This window comes from Variovorax sp. F042 (assembly GCF_057814215.1).
This window is the reverse complement of record NZ_JBVASX010000017.1, coordinates 113,047-132,249: the sequence shown is the minus strand read 5'-3', so window position 1 is coordinate 132,249 and position 19,203 is coordinate 113,047. Positions and strand designations below refer to the sequence as shown.

Annotated in this window: 15 protein-coding genes; 9 read left to right on the top strand and 6 right to left on the bottom strand. The window is 66.3% G+C overall.

Annotated elements, in window-relative coordinates; genetic code table 11:
* Position 1: 1 nt before the first annotated feature.
* The 4 genes from ACZYSP_RS32225 to ACZYSP_RS32210 all read right to left on the bottom strand — a co-directional run bounded on the left by ACZYSP_RS32225 (position 2) and on the right by ACZYSP_RS32210 (position 6,744).
* The gene (locus tag ACZYSP_RS32225; RefSeq protein ID WP_489018572.1) at positions 2 to 1,405 is read right to left on the bottom strand and encodes a cytochrome-c peroxidase; all 1,404 of its coding nucleotides are present in this window, start codon (positions 1,403 to 1,405) and stop codon (positions 2 to 4) included.
* Positions 1,406 to 1,562: 157 nt separating this feature from the next.
* Entirely contained in the window at positions 1,563 to 4,019 is a 2,457-nt protein-coding gene (locus ACZYSP_RS32220) for an alkaline phosphatase family protein (protein ID WP_489018570.1), read from the bottom strand.
* A 557-nt stretch (positions 4,020 to 4,576) separates the two neighbouring features.
* On the bottom strand, positions 4,577 to 5,788 hold the full coding sequence (locus ACZYSP_RS32215) for an MFS transporter (RefSeq protein ID WP_489018568.1): 1,212 nt from the start codon (positions 5,786 to 5,788) through the stop codon (positions 4,577 to 4,579).
* Between the two features lie 167 nt (positions 5,789 to 5,955).
* On the bottom strand, positions 5,956 to 6,744 hold the full coding sequence (locus ACZYSP_RS32210) for a DeoR/GlpR family DNA-binding transcription regulator (protein ID WP_093059624.1): 789 nt from the start codon (positions 6,742 to 6,744) through the stop codon (positions 5,956 to 5,958).
* A gap of 212 nt (positions 6,745 to 6,956) precedes the next feature.
* Here ACZYSP_RS32210 and deoC point away from each other — a divergent pair, with 212 nt between their 5' ends.
* From deoC to ACZYSP_RS32165, 9 genes are all read left to right on the top strand, one after another.
* Positions 6,957 to 8,027, top strand: coding sequence for a deoxyribose-phosphate aldolase (deoC, locus tag ACZYSP_RS32205; protein WP_489018566.1), 1,071 nt, complete (start codon positions 6,957 to 6,959; stop codon positions 8,025 to 8,027).
* 4 nt (positions 8,028 to 8,031) lie between these two features.
* The gene (locus tag ACZYSP_RS32200; protein WP_489018564.1) at positions 8,032 to 10,440 is read left to right on the top strand and encodes an aldehyde dehydrogenase family protein; all 2,409 of its coding nucleotides are present in this window, start codon (positions 8,032 to 8,034) and stop codon (positions 10,438 to 10,440) included.
* Between the two features lie 123 nt (positions 10,441 to 10,563).
* Positions 10,564 to 11,016, top strand: a complete 453-nt coding sequence (locus ACZYSP_RS32195; protein WP_093059596.1) for an RbsD/FucU family protein — start codon at positions 10,564 to 10,566, stop codon at positions 11,014 to 11,016.
* Positions 11,017 to 11,020: 4 nt separating this feature from the next.
* Positions 11,021 to 11,965 carry a ribokinase gene (gene rbsK, locus ACZYSP_RS32190; protein WP_489018562.1) on the top strand — a complete coding sequence of 315 codons (945 nt, stop codon included), beginning with the start codon at positions 11,021 to 11,023 and terminating at the stop codon, positions 11,963 to 11,965.
* Between the two features lie 13 nt (positions 11,966 to 11,978).
* Complete coding sequence (locus ACZYSP_RS32185; RefSeq protein WP_489018560.1) at positions 11,979 to 13,031, top strand: ABC transporter permease; 1,053 nt, start codon at positions 11,979 to 11,981, stop codon at positions 13,029 to 13,031.
* Positions 13,032 to 13,039: 8 nt separating this feature from the next.
* Positions 13,040 to 14,044 carry a substrate-binding domain-containing protein gene (locus tag ACZYSP_RS32180; RefSeq protein ID WP_258353098.1) on the top strand — a complete coding sequence of 335 codons (1,005 nt, stop codon included), beginning with the start codon at positions 13,040 to 13,042 and terminating at the stop codon, positions 14,042 to 14,044.
* Positions 14,045 to 14,055: 11 nt separating this feature from the next.
* Positions 14,056 to 15,645, top strand: a complete 1,590-nt coding sequence (locus tag ACZYSP_RS32175) for a sugar ABC transporter ATP-binding protein (RefSeq protein WP_489018558.1) — start codon at positions 14,056 to 14,058, stop codon at positions 15,643 to 15,645.
* Positions 15,642 to 16,685 (top strand): ABC transporter permease, encoded by a 1,044-nt coding sequence (locus ACZYSP_RS32170; RefSeq protein ID WP_489018556.1) that lies wholly within the window; start codon positions 15,642 to 15,644, stop codon positions 16,683 to 16,685. The genes ACZYSP_RS32175 and ACZYSP_RS32170 overlap by 4 nt, the downstream gene beginning before the upstream one ends.
* A gap of 399 nt (positions 16,686 to 17,084) precedes the next feature.
* Positions 17,085 to 17,354, top strand: coding sequence for a hypothetical protein (locus ACZYSP_RS32165; protein WP_258353096.1), 270 nt, complete (start codon positions 17,085 to 17,087; stop codon positions 17,352 to 17,354).
* 12 nt (positions 17,355 to 17,366) lie between these two features.
* Here the strand turns inward: ACZYSP_RS32165 and ACZYSP_RS32160 are convergent, their stop codons facing one another.
* Positions 17,367 to 18,128, bottom strand: a complete 762-nt coding sequence (locus tag ACZYSP_RS32160; RefSeq protein ID WP_258353095.1) for an ABC transporter permease — start codon at positions 18,126 to 18,128, stop codon at positions 17,367 to 17,369.
* Positions 18,125 to 19,201: an ABC transporter ATP-binding protein gene (locus ACZYSP_RS32155; protein ID WP_489018553.1), complete on the bottom strand. Its 1,077-nt coding sequence runs from the start codon at positions 19,199 to 19,201 to the stop codon at positions 18,125 to 18,127. The genes ACZYSP_RS32160 and ACZYSP_RS32155 overlap by 4 nt, the downstream gene beginning before the upstream one ends.
* Positions 19,202 to 19,203 lie beyond the last annotated feature (2 nt).

Below are 19,203 nucleotides of genomic sequence, written 5' to 3'. Positions count from 1 at the left end.
TTCACTTCACGCACCTGCCCGTGGTCGGTGCAGCGGAGGGAGGCTGGTAACCGTCACTGAACGTGCCCAGGAAGCAGACCAGGTCGGCGATCTGCTGCGGTGTCATGACCGGTGGGGAGCCGGGCGCGCGCGGCCGCGTGCCGCTGGCAAGCGTCTTCTCGCCGCCCTCGCCGGTGCCCAGCGGCACTTCCTCGTCGATGCTGCCTTGCTGCGAGCGCGGCAGGTCGTTGTACTTGTTGACCGTTGCGCCCGGCACGTGGGTGGGTTGCAACGCCCAGCCCGGGTTGGCCTGCGGCGCACCGGAGCCGTCGTTGTTGGCGGGGTACCAATACTCCGGGTTGGTATCCCGCGTGTTGTAGAAGTTGACGACCTGCTCCAGCGAGTGGAGCACGCCGTTATGGAAGAAGGCACCCCGCGTCGCCACGTTGCGCAACCCGGGAACCTTGAACATGCCGCAGTACGGGTTGGGCGTGTCCGGCGTGGCGGGCATGTGGTCGGTGCGGTAGGGGCCGCACAGTCCCATGTCGAAGTATTTCGGGTCGTCGTTGGCCGGAATCGGATCCGGATTGTTCGGGATCGACCTGTCATTGCGCGGCGCACCCAGGGCCTGGTAGGTGAAGTCCGTCATCAGGCCGGTGTTGCCGTTGAAGTTGGCGCCCGTGTAGTGGCAGCCCGAGCAATTGGTGACGCCGGTGCTGTGAAACAGAACCTCGCCGCGCCGCTCGGCCGGCGTCAGCGTGCCGCCGAGCTTGTTGAAGACATGGAGGTCGTACTTGCTGCTGTACGGGTGAAAGCTGATGTCTTCAGTCTCCAGCGCCTGGATTGCGGTGCCGAGGGCGTCGAAAGCCTTGTCGGTGTTGTTGAACACGTCGGCGCCAAAAGCCTGTTTGAACAAGCCGGCATAGGTGCTGCTCTGGACCACCTTCATGACGGCCTCCTTGGAGGCGTTGTTCATCTCGAGCGGGTTGAGCAGCGGCATTCCGGCCTGCGTCGCCAGCGTCGCCGCGCGGCCATCCGCCATGAAGCCGCCGCCGGGCGAACTGGTGGTCACGCCGTCGGGGTTCGGCGCGTTATCGTCGTAGGCCGGTGTCGATTCCCTGTAGCGCAGCGAGGGCACGGCGCGCGCGCCGGTCTGCTTGATGTCGGAGCCCAGCTGCACCGAGATGCTGTTCGGCGGACCGTAGGCGTATTGCGGGTCATGGCAGCTCGCGCACGACATGTTCCTGCCGCTCGACAGGTTCTTGTCGAAGAAGGCCAACTGCCCGACCTGTGCGCCCAGGCTCAGGGGCGGCTTGTGCGGGCCAGTGGTGCTGCCTGCCGTCGTTGCCGCGCTCTTGCCATCGCAAGCCACCAAAGCCAATAGCGCTACCGAGAGCGCCATGACGAGCGGGACTGTCTTGTCCATTGCCAGATTCATCATTCACCGTTGCATCTCGCAAGAGCTGCCATGTCGCCTTGCATGAGTTCGCCTTGCGCGAGCTCGAATGCCATAAAAATCTGTTCCAGGCGGCCCCGCGAAGGATTCCGCCTGGAACGCCGCCTCTTGGCGGGCGGCTTTCTGCTTACTTGGTCGCCCAGACGTTGTTCTGGCTCGCGTCAGGTCCCACCTGCGGGGTGATCTGGCCTTCCAGCTTGCCCGTGAGGGCGTCCTGTACACCCACGATGTCGTTCGCGTACAGCTTCTGGGTGTAGTTGGCCGGGATCACATAGGCATGGTTGATCGGCCGTACGGAGTCGAAGTGCGTGTCCGCGCTGTTCTGGTATTCCGGCAGCGCAAGGATGTTGGCCGTGATGAACGCTTCCGTGTATTTGGTGCGGTTCAGGTAAGACGCATCCACGGCCGGGTCGGCGATCTGGAACATGTCCTGCAGCGTGCGCAGGAACGCGAAGTGGCTGTATGCATCGCTGTCCGCAACCTGCTTCTTCGCCGTGCCCACGTCCTGCTGGTTGGACATGATGCCGAAGATCGAATTGCCGTGACCGAAGTTGCCTGCGGCGTAGTTGGCCGGCGGGGTGGTGGCCGTCGCCTTGCCGCTCGCGTCCACGGTCACCGGCGCCGCGCCGGAAGTCGGACCGCCCGCGTTCCAGCCGCAGCAGGAGCCGTTGCTGCCGCCTTCGCCTTCGTCGTACATCACGACGATCGCGACGCGCTTGTGCGGGTTCTTCCACAGCGCCGAGCTGCGGATCTTGTTGACCACCATGCCCAGGTAGATGTCGGCGCGCACGGTGCCGGCGGCCTGGCCGTCGTTGTTGGTGTTCGCGCAGCTCGTGTCGGAGCCGACACCGTGCATGTCGTCGCACTGGTCCGGAACGATGAAGTTGATGTTGCCCACATCGCCCGTGTCCAGGTCCTTGCCGAACTGGTCGTAGATCCAGCCGCCAGGAACCGGGAAGATCGATGACTTGAGCCAGTCCGCTTCCTGGTACTGCGTGCCGAAGATGGTGCGGTTGTTGGCCACGAAATCGGGCAGGCTGCGGGCGCCCTGGAAGGCGATCGACGGGCCGTGCTTGACCTTGTAGAGGCCGCCCTGCGCGGCGAAGTTGGGGGAACCGACGAGAGTGGGCGGGGCGGAGCCGTCGAGGCTGGTGGCGCCCTTGAGCTTGCTCGAGTCGTACGTGGCGGTCACGGCGTTATCGAGGATGCTGTCGGCGCGCACGTCCTGGCCGGGGTTCATCGACTCGCTGTAGGTGCGGATGGTCAGGCCCGCCTTGGACATCGCCGTGAACAGGTTGCTGCCCGGGATGTTGTGCACGGTGCCGCCGGTCGGGTTGTCACCGCAAGTCGGATCGGCTGCGGAGTAATGGGAGCGGCTCTGGCTGTTCGCCGGCGGGAGCTTGCCCTGAGCGGGCATGGTCTGGCCGTCGGAGGCCGCACCACCGGCAAATGCGACGTCCTTGATTTCGTAGGGGCTGCCGGGAACGGCGCCGCAACCGAACCAGTTGTCGTCGGTGATGCCGAAGTCGTCGCCGCCGCCCAGCGCGGTGTAGTTCGGCTCGGACGGGTTGCCGGTCGAGTAGTACGTCTTCAGCTGGTTGTAGTTGTTCAGGATGTAGTTGATGTTGGCCGCGCGCGGGTTGCCGACGATCACGTCGGTCGACTTGTTTTCCTCGACGATGACGAAGATGTTGTCGTAAGCCGGCACGCCTTCCACGTTGAAGGCCGCCTGCTGCGCCTGCGCGAAGGTGATGGGCGCCTGCTTCTGCGTCGGCACCGTGGGGGTGGCCTTGGTGCCATCGCTGTTGGTGAGCGTCACGCTCGACAGGCCTGCGAGACGAGGGTCGCCGCCCACGACGGCCAGGTTGTCGGGGAACAGGTCCTTGCGGTCGAGCTTGGTCGTCGCGTAGGTGTAGCGGTTGGTCAGCTGGTTGTCTTCATACAGCGCCGCATACTGGGTCGCGCCGGCCAGGGTGTTGATGTCCGCCAGTGGATCGGTGAACGCGGCCGTGCCCAGATTGAAGGCCGGCCCATTGAGGCGTGCGACGAGGTTGGCCTTTTCGGCCGCGTAGTTGCTGCCGTTGGCTTCCACCAGGCGTTGCGCTTCGCTCGACAGCGGGCTGATGACGATCTTGCCCGCGCCCTGGTCGGCGATCTGGGCAGTCGAGGCGCGCAGGATCAGGTGGCTGGCCACGGTAGCGCCGGTCGCGGTATTGATCGCGGCGGTGCCGATATCGGCCACCAGCGGTCCGGTCTGGGTGGTCGTCAGCGTGAACTTGCCGCTGGCATCGGTGGTGGTCGAGACTTCGCCGCTGTCGAGCACGCCATTGCCGTTGGCATCGACGAAGACCGTGGCCTTCTGGTAGTAGCCAGGCTTCAGGGTCGGGTTGCCCGTGGTGCTGCCCGGCACGTAGCCGCTGGCGGTCACCACGCCGCTGAAGGTCGTGCCGGGAGTGCTGGCGGGCGGAGTGGTGATCGGGAAGAAGCCGCCGCCCCCGTCGTTTCCTCCGCCGCAAGCGGCGAGCACGCAAGCTGCAACCGTCGTCAATGACGTGAGCAAAGCCTTTTTATTGAGAATTGGCATGTATATCCTGGGGCAGTGAGTTATGGATGGTTTTTACCGACCGGCAAGGGACAGCTGGGCATCGTCTTTTTCAGCAAGAAGCGCCAGATCGAGGAGGAATGTAGAAATAACGGGTGACATTCATGTGTCAAAAGAGCGATGAATATCCAATTCACGGAGCACGTGCCGACCCGTAATTTCGCTGCTTCCGCAATTAACTGACCGCAAGCTGACCAGAGAATTAGAAGACAATTAGCAACCAATTAGAAAGGAATTAGGAATGCAGTTTGCGGATACACCTTCGGCCTTTCCATCCAGCGAATGGAGACCGGTTTGCGCAGAGCTTCGCCTCCGGAATTTCCTGTTTGGAAATTGGAGATGGAGTTCTGCCTGGGAAGTCCTGGAAGGAAACTGCTGCGTCAAGTGCGCCGTTTTTCGGCAGCAATAGATTCACGGAATCAATGAATCCTCCGAGGCACGGCCCTACCCCGACCCGATTGCGAGCGCGAAATCAGAGACCCTCAGGCCTGGTGCGAGTTGGCGGGCCATGCAATTGACCACCGCCGAATTTGTGGAATTCAGCGCCCGTGGCGCGGAATCCAATACGCCAGCGTCCCCGCCGCAGCGAAGGCGATCAGTCCTGTGACGGCGATTCCCGCGGCAAGGGACAGGCCGCCCGCCAGCAGAGACAGCAACGCCGGGCCGCACGAGGAGCCGATGTCGGACATCAGGCGCCATATGCCGAGGAAGTGCGCGCGCCCGTGACGCGGCGAGTGGTCGGCGCCGAGGGTCATGATCATTCCCGAGCCGATACCGTTCCCGAAGCCGATCGCCAGTGCAGCGATCAACAGCGTGAGAACGCCGGACGTCAGGGGCATCAGCAGCATTGCCAGCCCCATGATCAGCATCGACGGCACCGCGACCCAGCGCCTGCCCTTCCTGTCCATCACCTTGCCGGCCGGGTAGAACACCAGCATGTCGACACCGCCGGCCAGGCCGTAGATCAGCGAGGCCACCGAGGGCGCAAGCATCAAGTGGTCGGCCCACAGCGGGATCACGGCCTGGCGCGAAGCACGCACCGCGCTGACCAGCACCACGCCGAGACCGAGCGTGAGGAACACATGACGGTGATCCCGCAGCGTCGAGACAACGGACGTCGAAGCCGGCGCCGCCTGCCCGGCCGGGAGCGGCGGCGCCTCGAGGTCGGGGATGCGCGCGCCGATGGCCGCAGCCGCCATCACCGCCACGATGCCGACCACATAGGCCGCCGACAGGCCGAACACGTGCACCGCCCCGGCAGCGAGAAAAGGCCCGGCGAACATGCCGATGCGCATGACGCCGCCCAGCGTCGACAGCGCCCGTGCGCGGTATTCGATGGGTACCGCCTCGGTCATGTAGCTCTGGCGCGCGAGGTTGTAGACCGCCTGCGACATGCCCACCATGAAGCACCCCGTGGCGAACAGGCCGAGATGCGAAGTCAGCACGCACAGGAGCATGCCAAGGCCGCTCCACACACCCGCCGCAACGATGGCCCAGCGCTCGCCCCAGCGCATGGTGATCATCGATGCCGGGATGTTGTTGAGCAGCGAGCCGATGCCGATCATCGCGATCACCAGCGCGGCCATGGGCACGGAAGCACCGAGGCCGCGCGCGGTCAGCGGCACGATCGGCAGGATGGCACCCTCACCCAATCCGAACAACAGCGAAGGGGCGAAGGCCGGTACGGCGATGCGCCAAAGAGAGAACGAAGGCGTGGGGGAAGAGGTCGAGGCGGCGGGCGGGGTTGACATGCGCAGAAGGGTTCGGATTTGTTGCCGCCACCCGCCGGGCGGACAAGGCGCGGCAATTGTCTCGCCGATGCCGAATGTCTGCAGGGCCTCTCCTTTCCTCACTCCGTCCTGCGCTGCAAAGCCTGCGCGGCGGCCACGTGGATTGCGGGCCTGCGATGCCCGGCATCTCAAGCGGTTGTGGGCCGCGCAAACTCGATCGGCAGATCCTTGAACTGCTTGCGCAGGCCCGGCACGGGCGCCCCGCCCACCACGATGCGCGCAAACGCATCGAGCGGACTGAAGAAAGCGGGCCGCAGGCGATTGAGCTTGCTTTCATCCACGATCAGGAAGCTCTGCGACGCGCTGCGGATCGCCGCCTGCTTCACCGGTACTTCGTGAAAATTGGAACAGCTCGCGCCCCGCTCCAGGTCCAGTCCGCCGGCCGAGATGAAGGCCTTGTTCACGCCCAGCCGGTTGAGATATTGCAGCCCCTCGTCGGAAAAGAACGTGGCCGACGACGCGTGGTACAGCCCGCCCAGCAGCATCAACTGCGTGTTCGGCCGGCGGCTGAGGATCGACGCGATGTTCGTGGAGTAACACACCACGCTCAATGGCATGTCGGGCGGCAAGGCCTCCGCGAAATGGACCATGGTGGTGCCGCAGTCGATGAACAGGCTGTCGTGCGCCTGCACCCACGTGGCGGCGCGTTCGCAGGCCACGCGCTTGTGCGCCGCGTGCTGGTCGCTGGCCTCGTCGAGCGAGTACCTGTCGGCGCCCGGCAGCGTGGTCGCAAGCACGTAGCCGCCGAGGGCGGTGAGCGGTGAATCGGCGGCCGACAGGTCGCGGCGGATCGTCATTTCCGTCACGTCCAGCCGCTGGGCGGCCTGCTTGATCGGCAACGGTCCGCCGGCCTCGACGAGCTCCTGCATCTTTGCAAGGCGCAAGGCCCGGGCCTCGGCGCCGGCGGTCTTTCGCATGTTCTGGTTCCTCTGGTCCACAAGCCTGAGTATCGGGCATCAAAAATGTTATTTCAAAAACATCTTGCGCAGATAAATGTTATTGAAATAACATTCACGCCAATGCGCCACCGGCCCTGCACGGCGGTCTGCACAACGATCGGAGACAAAGACATGCCCCTTGCCTGCCTGCCGCTCACGCGGCGCCTGCGCGCCCCGGCGCTCATCACTCCATGACCTCCACTTCCCTCGTTCGCGCCAGCGGCGCGGTGCGCTCGCGCCCCATTCCGGCCGCCGCGACTGCGTCGCCTCCAGCCACTGCCACCGCGACGACGCACGACAAAAAGCCGCACCCCATCGCACGCAACACTGCGCAGCCCTTCGACGCCGGCTGGTTCGACAACATCCGCGTCAACCTCTCGGCCGCCGAACGCCGCGTGGCCACGCTGCCCGGTCGCCGCTCGGTCAAGAAAGATGCGCAGGCCGGCTGGCTGCTCAAGGCCATCACCTGCATCGACCTGACCACTCTCAACGGCGACGACACGGCCGAGCGCGTGCGCAGGCTGTGCGCCAAGGCCGCGACCCCCGTGCGCCCCGACCTGCTGGCCGCGCTGGGCTTTGCAGATCGCACGCTGCACACCGGCGCGGTCTGCGTCTATCACCGCTTCGTGGCCACGGCCGTGGATACGCTCGCGGGCACCGGCATTCCGGTGGCGGCGGTGTCCACGGGCTTTCCGGCGGGGCTGATTCCGCACGAGCTCAAGCTCAAGGAGATCGAAGCATCGGTGCGCGACGGCGCGGCCGAGATCGACATCGTCATCACGCGCGAACACGTGCTCACCGGGCAGTGGCAAAAGCTCTACGACGAGATGCGCGACTTTCGCCTGGCAGCGGGCGATGCGCACGTGAAAGCCATCCTGGCCACGGGCGAACTGAAGACGCTGCGCAACGTCGCCAAGGCCTCGATGGTCTGCATGATGGCCGGCGCCGATTTCATCAAGACCTCCACCGGCAAGGAAGGTGTGAACGCCACGCCGCTGGTCACGCTGGTGATGCTGCGCATGATCCGCGAGTACGAAGCCCGCACGGGTTTTCGCGTGGGCTACAAGCCCGCCGGCGGCGTCTCCACCGCCAAGACCGCGCTCGACTACCAGGTGCTCATGAAGGAAGAGCTGGGCCGCGCCTGGCTCGAGCCCGACCTGTTCCGCATCGGCGCCTCCACCCTGCTGGCCGACATCGAGCGCCAGCTGGAACACCACGTCACGGGCCGCTACTCGGCCTTCCACCGCCACCCGATCGGATGACCCGATGAGCAGCAACAGCAGCGTCGCACGCTATTTCGACACCATGGATTACGGCCCCGCGCCAGAGAGCGACACCGACGCCCGCCAATGGCTCTCGCGCCATGCAGAAGGCTTCGGCCACTTCATCGGCGGGCACTTCACCCCCGCATCGGCCGGCCCGCATTTCGACACGGCCGAACCAGCCACCGGCCAGCGGCTCGCCGGCATCGCACAGGGGTCCGCGCAGGACGTGGACGCCGCCGTCGCCGCGGCGCGCGCCGCGCAGCCCGGCTGGCTGGCGCTCGGCGGCCACGGCCGTGCACGGCATCTGTACGCCCTGGCGCGCATGGTGCAGCGCCATGCGCGCCTGCTCGCGGTGGTCGAGGCGCTGGACAACGGCAAGCCGATCCGCGAGACCCGCGACCTCGACGTGCCGCTGGTGGCGCGCCACTTCTATCACCACGCCGGCTGGGCCCAGCTGCAGGAGCGCGAGTTCGCCGACCAGGTGCCGCTGGGCGTGATCGGCCAGATCATTCCCTGGAACTTCCCGCTGCTGATGCTGGCCTGGAAGATCGCGCCCGCGCTGGCGCTGGGCAACACGGTGGTGCTCAAGCCCGCGGAGTTCACGCCGCTGAGCGCCCTGCTGTTCGCCGAACTCGCGGCGCAGGCCGGCCTGCCCGCCGGCGTGCTGAACGTGGTGACCGGCGACGGTGCCACGGGCGCGGCGCTGGTGGCGCACGAAGGCGTCGACAAGATCGCTTTCACCGGCTCGACCGACGTGGGCCGCCTGATCCGCGAAGCCACCGCCGGCTCGGGCAAGTCGCTCACGCTGGAGCTGGGCGGCAAGTCGCCCTTCATCGTGTTCGACGACGCCGACATCGATGCCGCCGTGGAAGGCGTGGTCGACGCCATCTGGTTCAACCAGGGCCAGGTGTGCTGCGCCGGCTCGCGGCTGCTGCTGCAGGAGGGCATTGCGGCCGACTTCATCGAACGCCTCAAGCGCCGCATGCAGAGCCTTCGCGTGGGCCTGCCGCTGGACAAGGCGATCGACATCGGCAGCCTGATCGACCCTTCGCAGCTCGAACGCGTGCGTTCGCTGGTGGCCACCGGCGTGCGCGAAGGCGCAGTCTGCTACCAGCCGCCGGGCGCGCTGCCCGCGGGCGGCAGCTTCTTTCCGCCCACGCTGCTGACGGGTGTGCACCCTGCCTCCACCGTTGCGACCGAAGAGATCTTCGGCCCGGTGCTGGTGACCATGACCTTCCGCACGCCCGACGAGGCCGTGGCACTGGCCAACAACACGCGCTACGGTCTCGCGGCCAGCGTGTGGAGCGAGACCATCGGCCTTGCGCTGGGTATCGCGCCGCAGCTGCAGGCCGGCGTGGTGTGGGTCAACGCAACCAATCTGTTCGACGCGGGCGTGGGCTTCGGCGGCTACCGCGAATCGGGCTACGGCCGCGAAGGCGGACGCGAGGGCTGCTACGAATACCTGAAGCCGCGCGCATGGGCCGAGCGCAAGCCGCGTTCGGCAACTGCATTTGCCCAAGCTGCGAACGAGGCAGACAAGGCACCGGTCGCCGCGGGGCTTCCGGCCATCGACCGCACGGCCAAGCTGTTCATCGGCGGCAAGCAGGTGCGCCCGGATGGCGAGCTCTCGCACCCCGTGTTCTCCGCCACCGGCCAGCGGCTCGGCGAGGTGGGCACCGGCAACCGCAAGGACATCCGCAACGCCGTGGCCGCCGCGCGCGCCGCCACGGGCTGGTCGAGCGCCACGCCGCACCGCCGCGCGCAGGCGCTCTACTACCTGGCCGAAAACCTCTCGGCGCGGGCCGGCGAATTCGCCGCGCGCCTCACAAGCCTGACCGGCGCGGCCGCGCGCGCCGCACAGGCCGAAGTCGACGCCGCCGTGAGCCGCCTCTTCGCCTACGGTGCGTGGGCCGACAAGTACGAAGGCACGGTGCACGTGCCGCCGCTGCGCGGCGTGGCACTGGCCACCGTCGAGGCCATCGGCGTGGTCGGCGTGGTGTGCCCCGACGAAGCGCCGCTCTTGTCCTTCGTGAGCCTGCTCGCGCCGCTGCTCGCCATGGGCAACCGCACGGTGATCGTGCCGAGCGAGAAGCATCCGCTGATCGCGACCGACTTCTACCAGGTGCTCGAAACCTCCGACCTGCCGGCCGGCGTGGTCAACCTCGTGACCGGCCCTGTCGCCGGCCTTGCGCAGACGCTGGCCGAGCACGACGACGTCGATGCGCTGTGGGTCTTCGGTGCGAAGGAGCTGTCGCGCACCGCGGAGCGGCTGTCGATCGGCAACCTCAAGCGCACGCTGGTCGATCACGGCCTGGCCACCGACTGGCACGACGGCGCGGCGGCCGAAGGCCCGCTGTTCCTGCGGCATGCCACGCAGGTCAAGAACATCTGGATTCCCTATGGCGAATGAGCGCTGTCAGTGCTTCCAAAGCCTCGAAAACCAAGGGAAATCCCTCAATAGCAAACGTTTGCGCAAACGTTTTCTTTCCCTAAGATCGCAGCCAACCGAACCGTTCCATCGTCAGGAGTCCGCATGCTGAAGTCCATCCATCCGCTGCTCAATGCCGACGTGCTGTACGCCCTGCGCGCCATGGGCCATGGCGACGAACTGGTGCTGTGCGATGCCAACTTTCCGGCCGACTCGGTGGCGCGCCAGACCACGCTGGGCCGGCTGCTTCGCATCGACGGCGTGGGCACCACGGAAGCGGCGCGCGCCATCCTGTCGGTGCTGCCGCTCGACGAGGCGGTGGACGATCCGGCGCGCCGCATGGAAATCATGGGCCAGCCGCACGAGATCCCGCCGGTGCAGCAGGAAATGCAGCGCGAGATCGACGCCGCCGAGGGGCGCGCGCGCCCGCTGGGCTCGATCGAACGCTTCGCCTTCTATGAAGCCGCGCGCCGCGCCTACTGCGTGATCGCCACCGGCGAGCGCCGCTTCTACGGCTGCTTCATCTTCAAAAAGGGCGTGCTCGCGCCGCAGGCCTGACCCCATGACCGTCCTCACTTCCAGGCAGCACGGCGTCGCCGTGCTCGGCATCTTCGTTGCCGACCTTGCGTTTCGCGCGTCCAGCCTTCCGGGCGTGGGCCAGACCATCGCCGGCTCTGGCTTCGCAATGGGCCCGGGCGGCAAGGGATCGAACCAGGCCGTGGCAGCCGCACGCGCAGGCGCCGGGGTCACGTTCATCTCCAAGCTGGGGCAGGACGCCTTCGGCAACGACGCGCTCGCCCTGTGGTCGCGCGAGGGCATCACGCCGCGCGCGCCGCAGGTGACGGCGCAGCCGACCGGCGCGGCGTTCATCTACGTTCATGAAGTCACCGGCGACAACGCCATCATCGTGGTGCCAGGCGCCGCGATGCTGATCGATGCCGCCGACGTCGATGCGGCAGCCGATGCGATCCGCGGCGCACGCGTGTTCGTCACCCAGCTCGAGCAGCCGGCCGCCGCCGCGCGCCGCGGGCTGGAGATTGCCCGCGAGGCCGGCACGCTCACCGTGTTCAACCCCGCGCCCGCCCTGCCCTTCGACGACGCGCTCTACGCACTGTGCGACTACATCACGCCCAACGAGCACGAAGCCGCAGCCCTGAGCGGCATGCCCGTCGAAACCATCGAGGACGCGCGCCGCGCGGGCGACTTCTTCCTCGCCAAGGGCGTGGGCTGCGCGCTCATCACGCTCGGCGACAAGGGCGCCCTGCTGCACAGCGCCAGCGGCTCCGAGCACATTCCGGTGTTCCGCGCCGGCGAGGTGAAGGAAACCACCGGCGCGGGCGACGCCTTCAACGGCGGCTTTGCGGCCGCGCTGGCCGAGGGCGCCACCGCCCGCGAGGCGGCGCGCTTCGGCGCGGCGGTCGCGGCCATCTCCGTGACACGTGCCGGCACGGCGCCCTCGATGCCCACGCGCGCCGAGGTCGATGCGCTGCTGGCCCGCGTCGCCTGACAGGACCCTGCCCATGAAGCTCAGGTTTTCAGACCGCGAACTCAACTTCCTGGTCGGCATCAACGTCCTCATCCTCGTGGTGGCGACGGTGCTGTCCAAGGGGGACTTTCTCGACGTCTACAACTTCCAGTCCATGGGTGGCCAGCTGCCCGAACTCGGCCTGCTGGCCATGGGCGTGGCGCTGTCGATGATCTCGGGCAACGGCGGCATCGACCTGTCGGGCGTGGCGCTGGCCAACCTGGCGGGCGTGGTGGCCGCCACCCTCGCGCCGCAGCTGGCCGCGCTCGATGTGTCGCCCTGGCTCTACACCGGCTGGTTCGCCGCCATCGCGCTGGCGGTGGGCCTGGCCGGCGGATTGCTCAACGGCGTGCTGATCGCGAAGGCGGGCCTCACGCCCATCCTCTGCACGTTGGGCACGCAGCTGCTCTACACCGGCCTGGCAGTGGTGCTCACGGGCGGCTCCAGCCTGCGCGTGGGCGATGCCGAGGCGCTCTCGGCCATCGGCAACGAGATGGTGCTGGGCGTGCCGATTCCGTTCGTGATCTTCCTCGTGATGCTGCTGGCCGTCGGCTGGCTGCTGCGGCAAAGCCCCTTCGGCATCCGCCTGTTCCTGCTCGGCACCAACGCCAAGGCGGCGCGCTACGCCGGCATCTCGCAGGCCCGCATGCTGATCGCGACCTACGCGCTGTGCGGATTCCTCGCAGCCGTGGCCGGCGTGATCATTGCCGCGCGCACCGCGAGCGTGAAGTCGGACTACGGCAACTCCTACCTGCTGATCGCCATCCTCATCACGGTGATGGCGGGCGTGCGGCCGCAGGGCGGCTACGGACGCATGGTGTGCCTGTTCTTCTCGGCGGTGGCGCTGCAGCTGCTGTCGAGCACCTTCAACCTGCTGGGCATTTCCAACTTCTTCCGCGACTGCGCCTGGGGCCTGCTGCTGCTGTTCTTCCTGGCCTACGGGCGCTTCGGCCTGCAGGACCTGCGCATCTTTCTTTCCACTTCGCGCTCCAGCGCACCGCCGCACCAGCTCCCTCCTGGCGCGACGCAAAGAAACCCCGAGGGCTAGGAGACAACATGCTGAAGAAAACAAAGATCGCCTGCACCGCACTCGCCCTCACCACCGTGGCCTTCGCCTCGGCACTGCACGCGCAGGGCAAGCCGCAAGACATCGTCACCGTGGTGAAGATCACCGGCATCAGCTGGTTCAACCGCATGGAAGTGGGGGTGAAGGAATTCGGCGCGAGCACGCCGGGCGTGACCACGCGCCAGATCGGCCCGGCCCAGTCGGACGCCGCGCAGCAACAGCGCCTGGTCGAAGACCTGGTAGCCAAGAAGGTCGACGCCATCGCCGTGGTCTCGATGGACCCGCCCACGCTGGAGCCGGTGCTCAAGCGCGCGATGGAGCGCGGCATCAAGGTCGTGACGCACGAGGCCGACAACCAGAAAAACACCATGGTCGACATCGAAGCCTTCGACAACACGGCCTACGGCGCGCGCATCAACGAGCGCCTGGCCGCCTGCATGGGCCAGCAGGGCAAGTGGACCTCGCTGGTGGGCTCGCTGGGCAGCCAGTCGCAGGTGCAGTGGGCCGACGGCGGCGCCTCGAACGCGAAGAAGTATCCCAAGATGACGCTGGTCGACGCCAAGAACGAATCGCTCAACGACGCCGAAAAGGCCTACGGCAAGGCCAAGGAAATGCTGCGCAAGCACCCCGACCTCAAGGGCTTCCAGGGCTCGTCGTCGCTCGACGTGCTGGGCATCGGCCGCGCGGTGGAAGAAGCCGGCTTGCAGGGCAAGGTCTGCGTGTTCGGCACGGGCCTGCCCAGCGAGGCGGCCAAGTTCCTCGAGTCGGGCGCGGTCGGCGGCATCGCCTTCTGGGACCCGAAGGACGCCGGCCTCGTCATGAACAAGGCAGCCAAGATGCTGATCGACGGCAAGACCATCACCGACGGCACCGACATGGGCGTGCCGGGCTACAACAAGGTCTCGGTCAAGAAGGGACCGGGCGTCGGCATCGTCGTCACGGGCCAGGCCTGGGTCGAGGTCGACAAGCAGAACTACAAGAAGTACGCCTTCTGAGCCTGCGAACCATGACTCTTGCAGCAGCGCCCTCCATGCAGGCCACGCACGCCCCGGCCACGCCGACGGGGCGCCGCGTCTTTCTCGAGGTGCAGGACGTGCACAAGCGCTTCGCGGGCGTGCACGCGCTGCGCGGCATCGACCTGACGATCGAGGCCGGCGAGATCTACCACCTGCTCGGCGAGAACGGCTGCGGCAAGAGCACGCTGATCAAGATCATCTCGGGCGCGCAGCCGCCGAGCCAGGGCCGCATCGTGATCGACGGCAGGCCGCACGATGCGCTGTCGCCGCTTCAGGCGCTCACGCTCGGCATCGAGACGGTCTACCAGGACCTGTCCCTGCTGCCGAACATGAGCGTGGCCGAGAACGTCGCGCTCAGCGAGCAGTTGGTGAGCACCGGCGGCAAGCTGGCGCGCCGTTTCGACGGCAAGGCGGTCGCGGCCACGGCCGTGCGTGCGCTGGAGACGGTGAAGCTGCCGACCGACGCCGCCTTCCTGGCGCGCCGCGTCGACGAACTGCCCATTGCCACGCGCCAGCTGGTGGCGATCGCGCGCGCCGTGGCCACGCGCGCGCGCATGGTCATCATGGACGAGCCCACCACCTCGCTCACGCAGAAGGAAGTGGACAACCTCGTGCACGTGGTCGAGGCGCTGCGCGCGCAGGGCGTGGCGGTGCTGTTCGTGAGCCACAAGCTCGACGAGTGCATGGCCATGGGCGGCCAGGCCATCGTGTTCCGCGACGGCACCAAGGTCGCGCAGGGACCGATCAAGGGTTTCACCAAGGCCGAGCTCGCGCACTGGATGACCGGCAAGCAGCTCGACGGCGCCCGCTACCGTCACCGCTCGCACGACGGCGACGTGCTGCTGAAGGTCGAGGCGCTGGGCCGCGGCACGCAATTCAGCGACGTGGGCTTCACGCTGCACAAGGGCGAGATCCTGGGCATCACCGGGCTGCTCGACTCGGGGCGCAACGAGCTGGCGATGGCGCTCGCGGGCGTGCAGGCCGCGGACCGCGGCCGCATCTCGCTCGCAGCGAAGGAGATCACGCTGAAGACACCGGCCGACGGCATCCGCCAGGGCATCGGCTATGTGCCCGAAGACCGGCTCAGCGAAGGCCTCTTCCTCGACAAGCCCATCCGCGACAACATCGTCACGGCCGTGCTCGGCCGCCTGCGCGGGCGCTTCGGCGCGCTCGATGCGCGCCAGTGCCAGGCGCTGGCCGAACGCACCGTGGCCGACCTGCAGATCGCTACGCCCGACGTGGACCGCCCGGTGCAGTCGCTCTCGGGCGGCAACCAGCAGCGCGTGCTCATCGGCCGCTGGCTCGCCATCGATCCGCGGGTGCTGATCCTGCACGGCCCGACCGTGGGCGTGGACGTCGGCTCGAAAGACACCATCTACCGCATCGTGCAGCGGCTGGCCGAGCAGGGGCTGGGCGTGATCCTGGTCAGCGACGACCTGCAGGAACTGCTGCAGAACTGCGACCGCATCCTGCTGATGCGCAAGGGCCGCATCGCCCACGACTTCGACGCGCAAGGGCTGGCCGAAAGCGAGCTGTACCGCGCGCTGGTTTCCGACACCCCCTCTCCCGCATTCTCATGACGGCTTCCACCATGCAAGCGCACACCACCGCTGTGCCCGCAGCGCCCGAGCCCCGGGCCCGCACGTCCTGGCGCCACTGGCTCGCGCAGCGCCCCTCGGTCTTCACACTCGCGCTGATCGTGCTGGTGAGCCTGGTGGTGGGCGCGATCAACCCGAGCTTCTTCCAGTTGCCGGTGCTGTTCGATATCGTGCGCGCCTGCACGGTGCTGGGCCTGTTCGCGCTCGGCGTGCTGATCGTGCTGGCCGCGGGCGGCATCGACGTGTCGTTCGCGGCGATTGCCGCGCTCACGATGTACAGCATCACCAAGCTCGTGCTGAACTACTTTCCGGAAGCGCCGATCGCGCTGCTGCTGGTGGCGGGTGCGGCCAGCGGCGCGGTGCTCGGCGTGCTCAACGGCCTGCTGGTGCACTGGCTCAAGGCGCCCTCGCTGATCGTGACCATCGGCACGCAGTACCTGTACCGCGGCATCCTGCTGACCTTTGTCGGTACCGTGTTCTTCATGAACGTGCCGCTGCCGATGGATGCCTTCGGCAAGCTCGCGCTCTGGCGCTTCGACACGCCGCAGGGCCTGCACGCGGTGCTGCCGGCCACCGTGCTGGTGCTGGCCGGCGCGGCGGCGCTGACCTGGTGGCTGCTGAACCGCACGCTGATCGGCCGCGCGGTGTACGCCATCGGCGGCAGCCTGGCGATTGCGGAGCGGCTGGGCTACAACCTGCGCACCGTTCACGTCTTCGTGTTCGCGTACGCGGGTTTCCTGTCGGGCCTGGCGGGCATCGTGCATGTGTCGAGCACGCGGCTGGCCAATCCTTTCGACCTGGTGGGCAACGAACTGGACGTGATCGCCGCCGTGATCCTCGGCGGCGCCCGCATCACCGGCGGCAGCGGCACCGTGGGCGGCACGCTGCTCGGCGTGGTGCTGGTCACGCTGATCAATAACGTGCTGATCCTGGCGGGAGTGCCCAGCACCTGGCAGAAGGTCATCATCGGAGCCTTCATCCTCGTGGCCGGGGCTTGCTTCGCGATGCGCAAGCAGGGCTGAGGGCTTCACGCCGCTACGCGCGAGCAGGTTGACGGCCTTCGGGATGTGAAGGCCCGGCGGCCATGTCGCCGCGCCCGGCTCGACTGAAACACCGGATGTCTGGGCCTGCCGCCCCCTCGCCGTCACCTCGTTCGACGGAAGAAATCTTCCCGTCTGAAATCCCGATGGCGTAGTGGTCGTCACCGAAGTAGCGGTCACCATCGACCAATCTTGCGTGGGTGAGAACGAGCTGCGGTGACATGGATGCCCCTTTTGCGGGAATTCTAGAAATGGGGGTGGCATTTCTCTTGTCCCTGCATGCATGGCGATTGATCCTGCGTGCCGATCCCGGGCCCTTCGGGGCCCTTTCCATGGGATATGCTGCGCCGCGCAATCTTTGTTTGAACTTGGAGTAACTCGATGGAAGACGTGAAGATCCTTCAGATCATGCCCGCCGAAGGGTGGGTCGCTGTGTACGACGGCGGCGATGAAGGAGAAATGGAAGAGCCGCTGGCCTGCTTTGCGCTCGTGCAGGTCGACTACAAGAATGGCGACGGCATCCAGACCGAAGTACGCGGAATGGCGCCCGACGAAAAGCTCATGGCATTCGTGGAAGACGCTACAAACTTCGTGACGGTTCGCCGCGCTGAAGAAGCCGAAGACGAAGAGGAAGATGAAACCGCCGAGTAGTTACACGCCCAATCAAACCTTGAGCCTGTACCCGGTCTTGAAGATCCAGCGCACGGCGACCAGGCACAGCGCCAGGAAAACCAGCGTCACGCTCATGCTGATCGGCAGGCTCACGTCGGAGACGCCGTAGAAGCTCCACCGGAACCCGCTGATCAGGTAGACCACCGGATTGAACAGAGAGACCTTCTGCCAGAACGGCGGCAGCATGTTGATCGAATAGAAACTCCCGCCCAGGAAGGTCAGCGGCGTGACGATCATCAAGGGAATGATCTGCAGCTTTTCGAAGCCGTCGGCCCAGACGCCGATGATGAAACCGAACAGGCTGAACGTCACCGCGGTGAGCACGAGGAACGCCACCATCCACAGCGGGTGCGCGATCTCGTACGACACGAACAACCGGGCGGTGATCAAGATGATGATCCCGAGGATGATCGACTTGCTCGCCGCCGCGCCGACATAGCCGCACACGACCTCGACATACGAGACGGGCGCGGACAGCACCTCGTAGATCGTGCCCGAGAACTTGGGAAAGTAGATGCCGAACGAGGCATTGGCGATGCTCTGCGTCAGCAGCGACAGCATCACAAGGCCCGGGATGATGTAGGCGCCGTAGGCGATGCCGTCGACATCCACCATGCGCGAGCCGATGGCCGAACCGAACACGACGAAATAGAGCGACGTGGAGAGCACGGGCGAGGCCACGCTCTGCATCAGGGTGCGCCACGTGCGCGCCATCTCGAACAGGTAGATGGCGCGGATTGCGTACATGTTCATGCTTGCCCCCTCACGAGGCTGACGAAGATTTCCTCCAGCGAGCTTTCGGAGGAATGCAGGTCCTTGAAATCGATGCCGAGCTCGCCGAGCTGGCGCAAAAGGCCGGCGATCTGGTTGTCGTCGCCCTGCTTGTCGAAGGTATAGATCAGCGAGTGGCCGTCGTCGGCCAGATCGAGCCAGTAGCGGTCGACGAGTGCTTCGGGAATGGCAACCAGCGCGTTCCGAAGGCTCAGCGTCAATTGCTTCTTGCCGAGCTTTTTCATCAGTGCGGCCTTGTCCTCCACCAGGATGAGCTCGCCCTTGCGGATCACACCGATGCGGTCGGCCATCTCCTCGGCCTCTTCGATGTAGTGCGTGGTCAGGATGATGGTGACGCCGCTTTCCCGCAGCTTGCGCACCATCTCCCACATGCCGCGTCGCAGCTCCACGTCGACGCCGGCGGTGGGCTCGTCGAGAAAAAGAATCCGGGGTTCATGCGACAGCGCCTTGGCGATCATCACGCGACGCTTCATGCCGCCCGAAAGCGCCATGATCTTGGTGTCCTTCTTGTCCCAGAGGGAAAGATCGCGAAGCACCTTCTCGATATGGGCCGGATTCGGCGGATAGCCGAACAAGCCGCGGCTGAAGCTCACCGTGCCCCATACGGTTTCGAAGGCGTCGGTGGCCAGCTCTTGCGGCACCAGGCCGATCTTCGTGCGTGCGGCCCGGAAGTCGGTGACGATGTCGTGCCCATCGGCCAGCACCGTGCCTTCGCTCGGGTTGACGATGCCGCAGATGATGTTGATCAGCGTTGTCTTGCCCGCCCCGTTGGGGCCGAGCAGCGCGAATATCTCTCCTTGGTGGATATCCAGATCGACACGCTTGAGTGCCTGGAATCCCGACGCGTAAGTCTTGGAAAGCTGATTGACCGAGACGATTGAAGGCACGAGACCTCTTTTGAGTCTGTAGGGGGAGGCTGGAATCTTACGCTTGGGTCGCGCTGGGGCTGAGGCTGCACTCGCTGCCTCCTGGAGCGCGCGGTCGAAGTGGCAACCGGCCGTCTCAAAAGCTGAAGAGGTCTTGAGCACTTCCATTC

Excerpts from the sequence above, each read along its gene's own strand:
- ACZYSP_RS32225 (WP_489018572.1), bottom strand. The coding sequence starts at position 1,405 with ATGGACAAGACAGTCCCGCTCGTCATGGCGCTCTCGGTAGCGCTATTG.
- ACZYSP_RS32220 (WP_489018570.1), bottom strand. The coding sequence starts at position 4,019 with ATGCCAATTCTCAATAAAAAGGCTTTGCTCACGTCATTGACGACGGTT.
- ACZYSP_RS32215 (WP_489018568.1), bottom strand. The coding sequence starts at position 5,788 with ATGTCAACCCCGCCCGCCGCCTCGACCTCTTCCCCCACGCCTTCGTTC.
- ACZYSP_RS32210 (WP_093059624.1), bottom strand. The coding sequence starts at position 6,744 with ATGCGAAAGACCGCCGGCGCCGAGGCCCGGGCCTTGCGCCTTGCAAAG.
- deoC (WP_489018566.1), top strand. The coding sequence starts at position 6,957 with ATGACCTCCACTTCCCTCGTTCGCGCCAGCGGCGCGGTGCGCTCGCGC.
- ACZYSP_RS32200 (WP_489018564.1), top strand. The coding sequence starts at position 8,032 with ATGAGCAGCAACAGCAGCGTCGCACGCTATTTCGACACCATGGATTAC.
- ACZYSP_RS32195 (WP_093059596.1), top strand. The coding sequence starts at position 10,564 with ATGCTGAAGTCCATCCATCCGCTGCTCAATGCCGACGTGCTGTACGCC.
- rbsK (WP_489018562.1), top strand. The coding sequence starts at position 11,021 with ATGACCGTCCTCACTTCCAGGCAGCACGGCGTCGCCGTGCTCGGCATC.
- ACZYSP_RS32185 (WP_489018560.1), top strand. The coding sequence starts at position 11,979 with ATGAAGCTCAGGTTTTCAGACCGCGAACTCAACTTCCTGGTCGGCATC.
- ACZYSP_RS32180 (WP_258353098.1), top strand. The coding sequence starts at position 13,040 with ATGCTGAAGAAAACAAAGATCGCCTGCACCGCACTCGCCCTCACCACC.
- ACZYSP_RS32175 (WP_489018558.1), top strand. The coding sequence starts at position 14,056 with ATGACTCTTGCAGCAGCGCCCTCCATGCAGGCCACGCACGCCCCGGCC.
- ACZYSP_RS32170 (WP_489018556.1), top strand. The coding sequence starts at position 15,642 with ATGACGGCTTCCACCATGCAAGCGCACACCACCGCTGTGCCCGCAGCG.
- ACZYSP_RS32165 (WP_258353096.1), top strand. The coding sequence starts at position 17,085 with ATGGAAGACGTGAAGATCCTTCAGATCATGCCCGCCGAAGGGTGGGTC.
- ACZYSP_RS32160 (WP_258353095.1), bottom strand. The coding sequence starts at position 18,128 with ATGAACATGTACGCAATCCGCGCCATCTACCTGTTCGAGATGGCGCGC.
- ACZYSP_RS32155 (WP_489018553.1), bottom strand. The coding sequence starts at position 19,201 with ATGGAAGTGCTCAAGACCTCTTCAGCTTTTGAGACGGCCGGTTGCCAC.